Source organism: Hoeflea sp. (genome assembly GCF_039975035.1).
Taxonomy (GTDB): Bacteria; Pseudomonadota; Alphaproteobacteria; order Rhizobiales; family Rhizobiaceae; genus Hoeflea.
Genome location: NZ_JBDWHW010000101.1, coordinates 1 through 13562, shown reverse-complemented (window position 1 = coordinate 13562; position 13562 = coordinate 1). Strand labels below are relative to the sequence as shown.

Annotated in this window: 13 protein-coding genes; 3 read left to right on the top strand and 10 right to left on the bottom strand. The window is 62.3% G+C overall.

Annotation, left to right across the window (positions count from 1 at the left end; genetic code table 11):
- Positions 1-45 precede the first annotated feature (45 nt).
- The gene (locus tag ABJN75_RS08485; protein ID WP_348438686.1) at positions 46-1005 is read right to left on the bottom strand and encodes a nitronate monooxygenase family protein; all 960 of its coding nucleotides are present in this window, start codon (positions 1003-1005) and stop codon (positions 46-48) included.
- Positions 1006-1273: 268 nt separating this feature from the next.
- On the opposite strand from ABJN75_RS08485, the gene ABJN75_RS08480 reads away from it, so the two are divergent.
- Positions 1274-2530 (top strand): hypothetical protein, encoded by a 1257-nt coding sequence (locus ABJN75_RS08480; protein ID WP_348438684.1) that lies wholly within the window; start codon positions 1274-1276, stop codon positions 2528-2530.
- A gap of 90 nt (positions 2531-2620) precedes the next feature.
- On the opposite strand, the gene ABJN75_RS08475 is transcribed toward ABJN75_RS08480, so the two are convergent.
- The 9 genes from ABJN75_RS08475 to ABJN75_RS08435 form a co-directional block, all read right to left on the bottom strand.
- Positions 2621-3250 carry a peroxiredoxin gene (locus ABJN75_RS08475; RefSeq protein ID WP_348438682.1) on the bottom strand — a complete coding sequence of 210 codons (630 nt, stop codon included), beginning with the start codon at positions 3248-3250 and terminating at the stop codon, positions 2621-2623.
- The gene (gene sulP / locus ABJN75_RS08470; RefSeq protein ID WP_348438680.1) at positions 3247-5034 is read right to left on the bottom strand and encodes a sulfate permease; all 1788 of its coding nucleotides are present in this window, start codon (positions 5032-5034) and stop codon (positions 3247-3249) included. The genes ABJN75_RS08475 and sulP overlap by 4 nt, the downstream gene beginning before the upstream one ends.
- A gap of 194 nt (positions 5035-5228) precedes the next feature.
- Positions 5229-6113 (bottom strand): MBL fold metallo-hydrolase, encoded by an 885-nt coding sequence (locus tag ABJN75_RS08465; protein ID WP_348438678.1) that lies wholly within the window; start codon positions 6111-6113, stop codon positions 5229-5231.
- A 100-nt stretch (positions 6114-6213) separates the two neighbouring features.
- Complete coding sequence (locus tag ABJN75_RS08460) at positions 6214-6654, bottom strand: DUF6691 family protein (RefSeq protein ID WP_348438676.1); 441 nt, start codon at positions 6652-6654, stop codon at positions 6214-6216.
- Positions 6655-6657: 3 nt separating this feature from the next.
- Entirely contained in the window at positions 6658-7086 is a 429-nt protein-coding gene (locus ABJN75_RS08455; protein WP_348438675.1) for a YeeE/YedE family protein, read from the bottom strand.
- 182 nt (positions 7087-7268) lie between these two features.
- On the bottom strand, positions 7269-8291 hold the full coding sequence (gene ppk2 / locus ABJN75_RS08450) for a polyphosphate kinase 2 (RefSeq protein WP_348438673.1): 1023 nt from the start codon (positions 8289-8291) through the stop codon (positions 7269-7271).
- Positions 8292-8381: 90 nt separating this feature from the next.
- Positions 8382-9533 (bottom strand): benzoate/H(+) symporter BenE family transporter, encoded by a 1152-nt coding sequence (locus tag ABJN75_RS08445; protein ID WP_348438768.1) that lies wholly within the window; start codon positions 9531-9533, stop codon positions 8382-8384.
- Positions 9534-9583: 50 nt separating this feature from the next.
- Entirely contained in the window at positions 9584-10030 is a 447-nt protein-coding gene (aroQ, locus tag ABJN75_RS08440) for a type II 3-dehydroquinate dehydratase (protein WP_348438671.1), read from the bottom strand.
- 123 nt (positions 10031-10153) lie between these two features.
- Positions 10154-11596 carry a short-chain fatty acyl-CoA regulator family protein gene (locus tag ABJN75_RS08435; protein ID WP_348438669.1) on the bottom strand — a complete coding sequence of 481 codons (1443 nt, stop codon included), beginning with the start codon at positions 11594-11596 and terminating at the stop codon, positions 10154-10156.
- A 134-nt stretch (positions 11597-11730) separates the two neighbouring features.
- Between ABJN75_RS08435 and ABJN75_RS08430 the strand changes: the two genes are divergently transcribed.
- Both ABJN75_RS08430 and ABJN75_RS08425 read left to right on the top strand, forming a co-directional pair.
- Positions 11731-12309: a biotin transporter BioY gene (locus ABJN75_RS08430; protein ID WP_348438667.1), complete on the top strand. Its 579-nt coding sequence runs from the start codon at positions 11731-11733 to the stop codon at positions 12307-12309.
- A partial coding sequence (locus ABJN75_RS08425; RefSeq protein WP_348438665.1) for an acyl-CoA carboxylase subunit beta occupies positions 12309-13562 on the top strand: 1254 nt, incomplete at its 3' end. The genes ABJN75_RS08430 and ABJN75_RS08425, both read left to right, overlap by 1 nt.

Genomic DNA, 13562 nt, shown 5'->3' with positions numbered 1-13562 from the left:
GGATCAAGCGCCGGACAATGCCAGGGTCCGGCAGCCAGACGTTTGCTACAGCGCCAGCCGCTTGCGGGCGGCCATGTACTCGCTCTCGAGCCGGTCAACCAGGTCGGCCACCGGGCCGATTTTCTTGATCGCGCCGATGCCCTGTCCGCAGCCCCAAATCTCCTTCCAGGCCTTGGGTCCGGAAGTGGCGCTGTCGAAGTTCATCTTGCTCGGATCAGCGACCGGCAAGTCGTCCGGGTCCATGCCCGATGCGGCAATCGAGGGCTTGAGATAATTGCCGGGAATACCGGTGAAATAGTTCGAATAGACAATGTCCTTGGCAGCGCTGTCGACGATCATCTGTTTGTACTCATCGACTGCGCGGGCTTCGTCAGTGGCGATGAAGGGCGAACCTATGTAAGCCATGTCGGCGCCCATGGCCTCGGCGGCGAGCACCGAACCGCCGGTCGAGATCGCGCCTGAGAGCAGCAACGGACCGTCAAACCACTCGCGGATTTCCTGAACCAGCGCGAAAGGCGACAGCGGACCGGCATGGCCGCCGGCACCGGCGGCAACCGCAATCAGGCCATCGGCGCCCTTGTTGATGGCGGAATGGGCGTGACGGTTGTTGATGATGTCATGCAAGACAATGCCGCCATAGGAATGGATCGCCGCATTGACCTCCGGCACCGCGCCAAGCGAGGAGATCACCACCGGCACCTTGTATTTGACGCACATCGACAGATCGTGCTCGAGACGGGTGTTGGAGCGGTGCACGATCTGGTTGACCGCAAAAGGGGCCGCCGGGCGGTCCGGGTTCTTGGCATTGTGATCGGCCAGGCCTTCGGTGATTTCGGCCAGCCAGTCATCAAGCTGGGCTTCGGGTCTGGCATTAAGCGAGGGGAACGACCCCATCACGCCGGCCTTGCACTGGGCCATGACCAGTGGCGGATGGGAAATAATAAACAAGGGAGCGGCAACCACTGGCAGCCGGAAATTGTCCTTGAGGATGGCGGGTAGGGTCATGAGGCCTCGCAAATCACTATGACGTTTACGCAAACGTCAATTTTCATAGCAGAGCCGACCGGCGCTGAAAAGCCGTCTCCGGCGACGCAGTTCACCTGGCTGATGGGCGTCGCGCCCGGTCCGAGCTTGAGTTTTGCCGGGTTAGCGGATAGGCAGATGAAAAGCGCGGCGGCCAGAAGTCAGTGGAGCCTTGGCCGCTGCCTGATCGGGCTTGGCCCTATTGGCCCGTTTGGCGCAGACCAGAGCGCACGGGCAAGGAGACAAACACTTGACCGGCATGGAAGCCGCAATTCGCGGAGCATTGGAGAAGGCAGGGATTCCCGGTGCCCAAGCGCGCCAGCGGATCTATGATTCGGCGCGGGGCGCGCTGGACCGCAGCCTGGAACGTCAGGGCATCACTGATGCGGCCCGGATCGCCGAGCACAGGCACCGGCTGGAGCTGCTGATTGCCGACATCGAGGCCGAATGGACTCCGCCCGGCGAAGCCGATGCGCCCGCCATACCCGCCGTGGATCAACCGGTTGCGCCTGCGGTAAGCCCTGCTCCCGCCATACCCGGGCAGACCGGCCGTTCTCACCATGTTGAGCCGGCCTGGACTGAACCGGCGGCAGTCGCGCCTCAATCCGGGCTCGGCGCCGCCCCGGCGGTTGGCCCTGCTTCAGGCCCGGCACGACAGCAAGAGGCGCCGCGTGGCGAGGCCAGTCTCGATATCGCTCCCGGCGCCGGCCCGTATCCCGCCTCCGAGGCGTTCGCGGTGGATGCCTCGCTGGACGCCGAGCGTCCGCCTCACATCGCCGCGCCATCGGGCAAACAGGCGAAACCGGCCAAGCCGGCAAAAAAGGTCACGATTCCCAAGGCGCGCAAGCAAAAGCCCCGCCGCGGCGTGTTCGCCTCGATATTTTCGGCAGCGGTGATGCTGTCGTTCCTGGGCATCGGGGTCTGGTGGGTGATTGAAAGCGGCGCGTTGAAAAGTGCCGCGGAACGCGACACCGGGGTTCCCAACCCGCCGCCCTCGCTCAGCCGGGACGATTACGCCGGCGGGCCGCAACAGCTCAATCCCGGCGCCGGTTTCTCCGGTGAATGGGCCAATGTGTTCCAGCCGGGGCGCGATGGCGAACTGCGGTCTCGCGGCAATGAGGCCAGCGTGGAGCTCATCGAGCAGCCCGACGGCGACGTGCTGAGAATTGTGTCACGCACCGGAGGCCCCGGTGGCGAGGTTCTGATTCCGCTCGGTGCGGAAGTCATGCAGGCGTTGGCGGGGCGTCAATCGGTGCTGGCGCTGACCGTCCGCTCGGCATCGCCCGAGCCCACGCAGATCTACGTCAAATGCGAATTCTCGGTTCTGGGCGATTGCGGCCGCCACCGCTTCGACGTCACCTATGACACGACCGACGTTCTGTTCAACCTCGACTATGACCGGGCGCTGGCGCCCAACGAGGGTGGCAATCTGGTGATCAACAGCGACATATCGGGCAGCGGCAAGGGCATTGATCTCATCGCCGTGCGGATCAAGCCGCTCACCTGATCCGGCGCGGACAGGCCAGCAGTCAGAAACCTTTCGGTCACAAAAAACCGCCCGCATCGCAGCGGGCGGTTCTTGTTGCCTGCAGACCGGTCAGTTGACGTCGGTAACGCGCAGGTAGGGCCGGATTTCTTCCCAGCCCTGCGGGAAGATGCCCTTGGCTTCTTCATTGGAGATCGACGGCGGGATGATCACCTTGCCGCCCGGACGCCAATCGGCCGGGGTGGCAACCTTCCTGGCGTCGGCCAGCTGCAGCGCATCGATGACGCGCAGGATCTCATCGAAGTTGCGGCCGACATTCATCGGGTAGGTCAGCATCAGCCGAACCTTCTTGTTCGGATCGATGATGAACACCGAGCGCACTGCCGCAGTCGTGCTCTCGTTGGGATGGATCATGTCGTAAAGCCTGGCGACCTTGAGATCCTTGTCGGCGACAATCGGGAAAGTCAGCGTGGTGTTCTGGGTGTCGTTGACATCCTTGATCCAGGCCATGTGCTCCTCGACGCCATCCGTCGACAGCCCGATCGGCTTGACGTTGCGGGCTGCAAACTGATCAGAGAGCTGCGAGGTGCGCCCCATCTCGGTGGTGCAAACCGGGGTGAAATCGGCGGGGTGGCTGAAGAAGAATGCCCAGGACGAACCGATCCACTCGTGGAAATCAATCGGGCCGCTGGTGGTGTCGGCTTTGAAATTGGGAGCGGTATCGCCAATGCGAATACTCATGGTGAAGTCCTTTCTTGGGGTTGCGAACAGGAGAGTCTTATTTGTGGATTTTCTCCATGGATTTCAACTATCGCCTGGTGTTGGCTGAGGAAGACCTTGCCACTGAGATGATGGAGAAAATCGGATCGGCGAAGCCTGTCCATTACCGGACCTTTGACCTCGCTGAGATTGAATGTGACACCGAGAACCTTGAGCCGCTCGTTGATCGCCTCCAGCGATTCCAGCGCGCTCATGTCGATCTCGTTGACCGCCGGACACATCAGCACCATATGCTTGAGATTCGGCCTTGCGGCAACCATGTCGTAGATGCTGTCCTCGAGGTAGCGCGCATTGGCGAAGTACAGGCTTTCATCGACCCGGACGGTCAGCACCGTGTCGTCAATCTCGACCTTGTGACGTTTGACATTGCGGAAATGCTCGGTACCGGGCACCCGGCCGACGACGGCCATGTGCGGCCGCGAGGACTTGTAGAGGTGAATCAGGATCGATAGCGCCACGCCAACGGTGACACCGACTTCAACGCCAAAAACCAGGGTCAGGACGATTGTTGCGGTGACGGCGGCAAAGTCGGCGCGCGAGTAGGTCCAGGTCTTTTTCAGGATCGAGAAATCAACCAGCGAGAGAACCGCGACAATGATGGTGGCGGCAAGCGTCGCCTTGGGCAAATGATAGATCAACGGCGTCAGCAGCATTGCCGCCAGCAGCAGGCCGACAGCGGTGTAGGCGCCGGCGGCTGGCGTTTGGGCGCCCGCGTCGAAATTGACCACCGAGCGGGAAAACCCGCCGGTAACCGGGAAGCCGCCGGTGAACGCCGCACCGACATTGGCGGCACCCAGGCCGATCAGTTCCTGATCGGGAACAATCCGCTGGCGTTTGCGCGCGGCCAGCGTCTGGGCGACTGACACCGATTCAACAAAACCGATGATGGAGATGAGCACGGCAGAGCCGATCAACGTGCCCCAAAGATCAAGCGAGAAGGAGGGCATGGTCAGTGGCGGCAGGCCCTGCGGCACATCACCGACGACCTTGACACCGTAATTTTCCGACAGGCCGAAGGCCCAGGCCGCGAAGGTGGTGGCGAACACCGCGGCCACCGGGCCGGCCTTGGCGAGCACGCCGGCCAGCTTCGGCTTCATCCCGGTCGACAGCAGCAGCGGCATCAGCCCCTTGCGCACCCAGAACAGAAACGCGGTTGCGCTGACGCCGAGGGCAAACGTGATCCAGTTGATCTCGCCCAGATGTTCAAATAGCGAGGAGAGCAGTTCAGGCAAGGTGTCGCCACCGGCCGAAATCCCGAGAATGTGACGAAACTGGCTCATTGCAATGAGAATGCCCGAGGCGGTGATGAAGCCCGCAACAACCGGGTGGGAGAGAAAATTGGCGAGAAAGCCCAGCCGCAGGACGCCGAGCAGGATCAGGAAGACGCCCGAGAGGAAAGCAAGCGTGATGGCTGCCAGCAGCAGCTCGGGTGATCCGGGTGCTGCCAGTTTGCCGATCGCCGCCGCCGTCATCAGCGACACCACGGCCACCGGCCCGACCGCCAATGCGCGGCTGGTGCCGAAAATCGCATAGAGAATGATCGGCGCGATCGAGGCATATATCCCGGTTTCGGCGGGCAGGCCAGCCAAAAGCGCATAGGCCAGCGATTGCGGGATCAACATGATGGTGACAATCACCGCCGCAACCAGATCATTGCCGAGCGCATCGCGATCATAGCGACGGCCCCAGTCGAAGACCGGCATGAAGCTGGCAAGACGAGTGAGGAGGACGGGGGCTTTCAGCATGTCGATGTCCTTACTGCGCAAACAGCGTCAGCGTCTTGATATAGCGCAAACCGCGAACGCTCATGCCGGCGCACCGGTCCGATATCGTCTGGGAAATATTCCGTCAGCTCAGCCGACGACTTCGGGCCCGGTCATCCGGCGGCGGGATCTTTCCCGCCGTACCCGGCAAATGCCCGAGGGCAGTCCACCGGCACTCAAAGCCCGTTGATGGGAACCTTGAGCATTGCACGCCCATCCTTGTCGGTCGGGATATCGCCGGCCCGCATGTTGACCTGCAACGAGGGAATGATCAGCCTTGGCATGGCCAACTGGCTGTCGCGCTCGGTGCGGAACTTGATGAAGTCCTCGCGGCTCTTGCCGCCACCGACATGGATGTTGTTGGCCTTTTCGTCGCCGACCGTGGTTTCCCACTTGATGTCGCGGCCGTTGGGACCGTAATCGTGGCACATGAACAGGCGCATATCGTCGGGCAGCGCCAGGACTTTCTGGATCGAATCGTAGAGAACGCCGGCATCGCCACCGGGAAAATCGGCTCGCGCCGATCCGCCATCGGGCATGAACAGCGTATCGCCGACAAAGGCGGCATTGCCCATGACATGCACCATGCAGGCCGGCGTGTGGCCGGGCGTGTACATGGCGAAGGCCTGCATCGAGCCGACCTGGTAGGTGTCGCCATCCTTGAACAGGGCGTCGAACTGCGAACCGTCACGCTGGAATTCGGTGCCTTCGTTGAAGACCTTGCCGAAGGTGTCCTGCACGACCATGATCTTGTCGCCAATGCCGATCTTGCCGCCGAGCTTTTGCTGAATATAGGGAGCGGCGGAAAGATGATCGGCATGGACATGGGTTTCGATGATCCATTCCACATCAAGACCGTTGCCCTTGATCCACGCGATGATCTCATCGGCATGGCCATAGGTGATGCGACCGGCTGCGTAATCGATATCCATGACGGAATCGATGACCGCGCAGGCGTTCGATCCGGGATCCTTGACCACATAGCTGATGGTGTTGGTATCCGGATCGAAAAACGCCTTCACTTCGGGCTTGACCGATATGTCCACGGGATAATTCGACATGTTCATGTCTCCTCTCTTCACATCATCACATGGATCCCGCCACTGGGCGAGACCTCTGATTGTTTCGTTCGTGCCGCTAGGCGGGCGGCCGGGCCGGATTTCAAAACGGCTTGGCGGGCTTATGACGCAACCCGTCCAAAGACCGCGCCAGCATGATGCCGATCACCATCGCGCCGGTGAAAACGATCACCGTGGCCCCGCCGAAGCCGAGCGCCGGAATGGCGCCACCCGGGCAGAACCCGGCAATGCCCCAGCCGATCCCGAATGTCGCCGACCCGGCGACCAGCCTGGTATCGACGGTCTTGTTGGCAGGAAGATGAAATTCCGCGTCAAAGATCGGTTTCTTCCGTGCGCCGAAAACCAGACGATAGCCCAGTGCCGTGGTCAGCAGCGCCCCGCCCATGACGAAGATCAGGCTCGGATCCCAGGTGCCGGCGACATCGAAAAAATTGAGCACCTTGGCCGGGTTTGCCATTCCCGATATGGCAATGCCAAGACCGAATATCGCGCCTGTGAGCAGGGAGAAAAGCAGTTTCGCCATCTCTCAGACCCCCACGACATGACGCAGCACATAGACCGTCAGTCCGGTGAAGATCATGAATGTGACGGTTGCCGCAATCGAGCGCGGCGACAGCCGCGCCATGCCGCAGACGCCGTGGCCGGAGGTGCAGCCGGCGCCGTAATAGACCCCGACGCCGACGATCAGCCCGCCAAGCGCCAGCAAGGGCAGCGAGACCGGAACGGCATAGGCAATAGCCTGACCCGCGGCGATGTAAAGCACCGGCGCGATCACCGCTCCGGCAAGAAAGGCAATGCGCCAGGGCCAGTCGGTCGAAAACGGCGGAATGATGCCGGTCAGAATCCCCGTCATTCCGGCGATGCGGCCGTTCATTGCCATCAGCAGGATCGAGGCGATCCCGATCAGCACTCCGCCGGCAAGCGACACCCATGGTGTGAATTCTGTTTCCATCATGGTCTTCCTGTTGATTGATGCCGGCCTATCGCAAGCGGCGAAATTACGCACTGCTCCTACATATATATAAGCGAATATCCATATTCAAGGGACCAAATGTATCGAAATTGCGCCACCACCCTGGCCGCACAGGCACAGCGACCTTGCCCACAGTGCTTGCCGCCGCTGCCTTGCGTCTTGGCTCAGATTTCGGGGCTCGACTGCTTGCGAATATCGGGATGCAGGGTCTTGCCCAGAATGTGATCATCGGCGCCGATGACGTGACTGCTTGATCCAACGATCAACCGGTCGGGATGATGCACGATCAGCTTGTCCTTGTTGGGATAGGGCAGACTGGACAGGAAATGCTTCATGCAATTGATCCGCGCACGCTTCTTGCAGTCGGATTTGACAATGGTCCAGGGCGCATCGGCGGTGTCGGTGTAGAAAAACATCGCTTCCTTGGCCTCGGTGTAATCATCCCATTTGTCGAGTGACGCCTTGTCGATCGGGGACAGCTTCCACTGCTTGAGCGGATCCTTCTCGCGCTGGGTGAAACGCTTGAGCTGTTCGCCCTGCGTAACCGAAAACCAGTATTTGAACAAGCGAATGCCGGAGCGGGTCAGCATGCGCTCTATCTCGGGCGCCTCGCGCATGAATTCGAGATATTCGGTGGGCGAGCAAAACCCCATAACCCGCTCGACACCGGCGCGATTGTACCAGGACCGGTCAAACAGCACCATTTCGCCGGACGACGGCAGGTGTTCGACATAACGCTGGAAATACCATTGCGAGCGCTCGCGTTCGGTTGGCTTGGACAGCGCCACCACCCGCGCCATGCGCGGATTGAGATGCTCCATGAAGCGCTTGATGGTGCCGCCCTTGCCGGCTGCATCACGGCCTTCAAACAGCAGCACCACTTTCTGGCCGGTGTCCTCGATCCAGCGCTGGGCTTTCAGCAATTCGACCTGCAGCAAGGCCTTTTCGTGCTCATAGGCGGCGCGGCGCATCTTGGTCTTGTAGGGATAGACGCCCTGCTCGAACAATTGCGCGATCGCGGCTTCATCCTTGCGGATTTCGGCGGTGTTCAACCGCGGTTCCGTTTTGGCGGATGCGTCGCTGTTTACGGCTTCCGGGGCGATGGCCTGTCTGGTTGCCGGATCCTCGACGCTGCCGGCGGCCGAACTGTTGGGGTTTGCATCAAATTCGTTGTTGACTTCGTCCATTGCGTGCCCTCTCTGGTCAAAAAAGCACTGTGCACGGACAGGCAGTTGCCGCCTTGACCCCTGTCAAATCACCTCGAGCAGACCTGCCGGTCAGCGGGTTCTGAGATGGTCGAGCATATGGACAAGCAGACCTGCCAGCAAACCCCAGAACGCAGCGCCTATGCCGAACGCAGCGACCCCGGAAGCGGTAACCGCAAAGGTGGCCGCAGCCGCAAAGCGTGTTGCCGCAACCTCAAAGGCGGACACAAGCGCGCCGATCAGCGGCGGAATCAGGGCCAGACCGGCAACGACGGCGATGATCGCCGGCGGCATCGCCAGAATCGCCGGCACGATGACCGGCCCCGACAGCCCGAGCAGGATCCAGACCACGGCATAGACAAGCCCGACCTTCCAGCGCTGGCCGCGGTCCGGGTGCACATCATCGCCAAGACAGATGGCGGCGGTGATCGCGGCCATGCTGATGGTGTGGGATCCGAACAGGGCAAAGAACGCCGACAGTACACCGGTGACGCCGAGCGCTTCGGTGACCGGTGGCTCGTATCCGTTGGCGCGCAGCACCGCGAAACCCGGCAGGTTCTGCGAAGCCATGGTGACCAGATAGAGCGGAACTCCAAGCCCGAGCAGCACAGCGCCATCGAAATGCGGCGCGATGAAGGTCAGCCATTGCCAGTCGATCGACGCGGAAGCAGGCGCGGCGCCGCCATAGCTGAACGCGACAACGAACCCCGAGACCAGACCGGCAAGCACCGCAAGCAGCGGATTGAACAGGCGCACAAGGAAGAACACCGCAATCAACGGCAGCACCAGTGCGGGCTGCCCGGCGGCATGGGTCGCCACCGCCATGGTGAAGGGCAGCAGCACCCCGGCCAGCATGCCCGAGGCGACGCCGGTGGGGATCGCGGTGACCGCACGATTGAGCGGCCGCACCGCGGCGGTCAGGGCGATCAGCAATGCGGCGAAGACAAATGCACCGACGGCCTGGTGGATGTCGACCCCTGTGGAGGCCGCGATCAGCGCGGCGCCCGGCGTTGACCAGGCCAGCACCATCGGCACCTTCTTCCACGAGCTCAGCAGCGCCGAGCCGATGGCCTTGGAGAAACAGACCGCCGCCACCCAGGAAGCCGTCTGTGCGGTATTGGCGCCGACGGCCGCAGCGGCGGCCAGCACCAGCGCGATGGTCGAGCCGTATCCAACAAAAGCTGCGACCAGTGCAGCGGAGAACATCGAAACAGGCAAGGGAATGCTCCGAAACCGGGGACAGGTATGTCTGGACTTAACCCGCGCGAGCGTGGCTAGATCGAGGATTTCACAAGACTTGCCACCCGGTCGATCGCCAGCAGATAGCCCTGCGTGCCGCAGCCGGCGATGACGCCGTCGGCCCTGAGCGAGACATAGGAATGGCGGCGGAATTCCTCGCGCTTGTGCACATTGGAGATGTGCACCTCGATCACCGGCCCCTCGTAGGCGTTGAGCGCATCGAGGATGGCAACCGAGGTGTGGCTGTAGGCGCCGGGATTGATGACGATCGCCACGGCGGTGTCGCGGGCTTCGTGGATCCAGTCGATCAGCTGATGCTCGGCATTGGATTGCAGCGCGCGCGTGGCGAGGCCGTGGCTTTCAGCCCGGGCACTGGCTGCGGCTTCCACGTCGCCGAGCGTTTCGCTGCCATAGATTTCCGGCTGGCGCTTGCCCAGAAGATTGAGGTTCGGTCCGTTCAGGAGATAGATTGTACCGGTCACTGCGTTGGCCTTTCGCTCGAGACCCCGTGGCCGGGGCGCTGCTTTTCCTACATTGTTGCCACAAGGCGAGGCAAGCCTTCACGCTGGCCTGCCGCGCAGCATTCTGGCCTTGCCGGCACGGACTTACTCGACATCATACGGCACCGCCTTGCGCGTGTTGGGGTCGACGATCAGACGGCGCTTGAGCGGCGGCACGGCGCGCTGGTGGCAGTCGCGGCGCTCGCAGATGCGGCAGGAGACACCGATCGGCTCGAAGGCTTCGGCACGGGCGATATCGAGATCATCGGCATAGACCAGTTCGCCGGCGTGGGCGATCTCGCAGCCAAGTGCGAGGGCATAGGACTGCACCGGATCGCGCCAGCCGCCCGATGGTTTGGAGACCGCGGTGGCGAGGCAGAGATAGCGCACGCCATCGGGCGTCTCGGCCAGTTGCCTGATGATCCGGTTCGGCGTCTCGAACGCGCTGTGGGCATTCCACAGCGGACAGGCCGAGCCGAAACGGGCGAATTGCAGCTTGGTGGCGGAATGGCGCTTGGTGATGTTGCCGGCCTTGTCGACGCGGGCGAAGAAGAACGGTACGCCCTTCTGACCCGGCCGCTGCAGGGTGGAGAGCCGGTGGGCGACCTGCTCGAGACTGGTGGAGAACCGGTCCGACAGCAGCACCAGATCGTGACGCAGTTCGCGCGCGGCGGCGGCGAACGCGCCATAGGGCAGGATCGCCGCGCCGGCGAAATAGTTGGCCAATCCGATGCGGCAGATGCCGGCGGCGTCGGCAGAGCGGAACCGCGCCTCCTCGATGATCCGTGTCATCGCCGCGTCATGCCCGATCAGCCCGATCTGGCAGGCAATCTGGAAGGCCTGGGTCGACACCGGCGTGCGCGGATTGAGCCAGAGCACCCGAGAAACCGGATCGAAGCGGCGCAGGCTGCCCTGATCGGCGCTCTCCCTGCTTCCTCCCGGCTCGCCGCCTGCCCCGATTGCCACCCGCACCCGATGGCGGCGCTCGATGTGGTCGGCCAGCGCCTTGAGACTGACACCGCGGCTTTTCGACAATTCCTGGCTCAGCGCCTCGCCGGCGAGATCGAGCTCATGAATATAGTTGTCGACATAATGGAAAAAGTCGCGAACCTCCTCGTAAGGCGTCGGATCGGTAAGCGCACCCGAACGCTCCAGGGTTTCGTCAAGCTCGGCCAGCTGGTCGCCCGAGCGCCGCATGGCCTGATGCAGCGACAGGAAGGCGCGGGCAAATGACGGGGCGTTCTGCACCACCAGCTTGACATCGCTGAGTGAAGGTTGCGCGCCGCCCGACACCGGATCAGCCAACGCTTCGGCGACATCCGCCAGCAAACGGTCGGTGTCCTGATCGGACAGCGTGGTGATGTCGACCGAGAACGCCTCGGCCAGCGCCAGCAGCACCGAGGCGCTGACATGGCGCTGGTTGTTTTCAATCTGGTTGAGATAGCTGGTCGAGATACCGAGTTTGGTGGCAAAGCCGGCCTGGGTGAGGCCATGCTCGCCACGGATGGCGCGGATCTTGCCGCCGATGAAGAGTTTGCGTGCGCGCATCGATGTTCGCAACTTTGCAAAATTGCAATTGCAAACATTGCTAGTGCAACATGCTTACCTTTTCAACCCTGTTACAAACCTGTCATTCAGGCTACCGTCGGGCCTCGATATCAATCAGCAACGTGGAGAGCGCCTTGACACTCTATGCAGCCCTGACAGCCAGCCGCCCGGAAAAGATCGCGATGGCAGCCCTTGCCGCCGTGGCCGGCTCGATCCTCATGACGCTATCGGCCAAGATCGCCATTCCGTTTTATCCGGTGCCGCTGACCATGACGACCTTTGTCGTCATCGGGCTCGGCCTGGCGCTCGGCCCCCGGCTCGGCGTGGCGGCGGTGGCGCTTTACCTGATGCAGGGCGCACTCGGTCTGCCGGTGTTCGCCGGCACGCCGGAAAAAGGCATCGGACTTGCCTATATGGCGGGGCCGACAGGCGGCTATCTGGTCGGTTACCTGCTGGCAGCCTTTACCGCGGGCTTTCTGGCCGAGCGCGGCGCGGACCGCTCTGTGGTCACGGCGTTCCTGGCGGCCCTTGTTGCCGGCGCCGTCATCTATGTGCCCGGCCTGCTCTATCTCGGCGCCCTGTTCGGCTGGGACCAGCCGATCCTGGCATGGGGGCTTTACCCGTTCATCCTCGGTGACCTGACGAAAGCGGCGCTGGCGGCGCTGGTGTTTCCGGCAACCTGGGCGATGATTGCCGGAAAGCGAGGCTTCTGATGCGCGATATTGTTGAACAGCTCCAACACAAGCGCGCCGAAGCCCGGCTCGGAGGCGGGCAGAAACGTATCGACGCGCAGCATGCCAAGGGCAAGCTGACGGCGCGCGAACGGCTCGACGTGCTTCTCGACGAGGGATCGTTCGAAGAATACGACATGTACAAGACCCACCGCTGCACCGATTTCGGCATGGAGCAACAGGTCTATCCCGGCGACGGGGTGATCACCGGCTGGGGCACCATCAATGGCCGCCCGGTCTATGTGTTTTCCCAGGATTTCACCGTGTTCGGCGGCTCGCTGTCGGAAACCCATGCGGAGAAGATCTGCAAGGTGATGGACCTGGCGGTGCAGAACGGCGCACCGCTGATCGGGCTGAACGATTCCGGCGGCGCACGCATCCAGGAGGGCGTGGCTTCGCTCGGCGGCTATGCCGAAGTGTTCTGGCGCAATGTCCAGGCCTCGGGCGTGATCCCGCAGATCTCGGTGATCATGGGACCCTGCGCCGGCGGCGCGGTGTATTCGCCGGCGATGACCGATTTCATCTTCATGGTGAAGGATACGAGCTACATGTTCGTCACCGGTCCCGACGTGGTCAAGACCGTGACCAACGAGATCGTCACCGCGGAAGAACTCGGCGGCGCCTCGACCCACACGAAGAAATCCTCGGTCGCCGACGGGGCTTACGACAATGATGTCGAGGCGCTGATCGAAATCCGCCGGATGTTCGACTTCCTGCCGCTGTCGAGCCGTGAGGCGCCGCCGGTGCTGCCCACGGCGGACGCGCCGGAACGGCTCGAGCATGCGCTCGATACGCTGATCCCCGACAACCCCAACAAGCCCTACGACATGCGCGAAGTCATTGCCCGGGTCGGCGACGAGGGCGATTTCTTCGAGATCCAGGCCAACCACGCCAAGAACATTCTGTGCGGCTTTATCCGGCTCAATGGCTCGACCGTCGGCGTTGTCGCCAATCAGCCGATGGTGCTGGCAGGCTGTCTTGATATCGATTCGTCCAAGAAAGCCGCCCGGTTCGTGCGCTTTTGCGATGCTTTCAACATTCCGATCCTGACGCTGGTCGACGTGCCGGGCTTCCTGCCGGGCGTCAGCCAGGAGTATAACGGCATCATCAAGCATGGCGCGAAACTGCTGTTTGCCTATGCCGAGGCCACCGTGCCGAAGGTCACCGTGATCACCCGCAAGGCCTATGGCGGCGCGTACGACGTGATGAGCTCCAAGCACATCCGCGCCGATGTC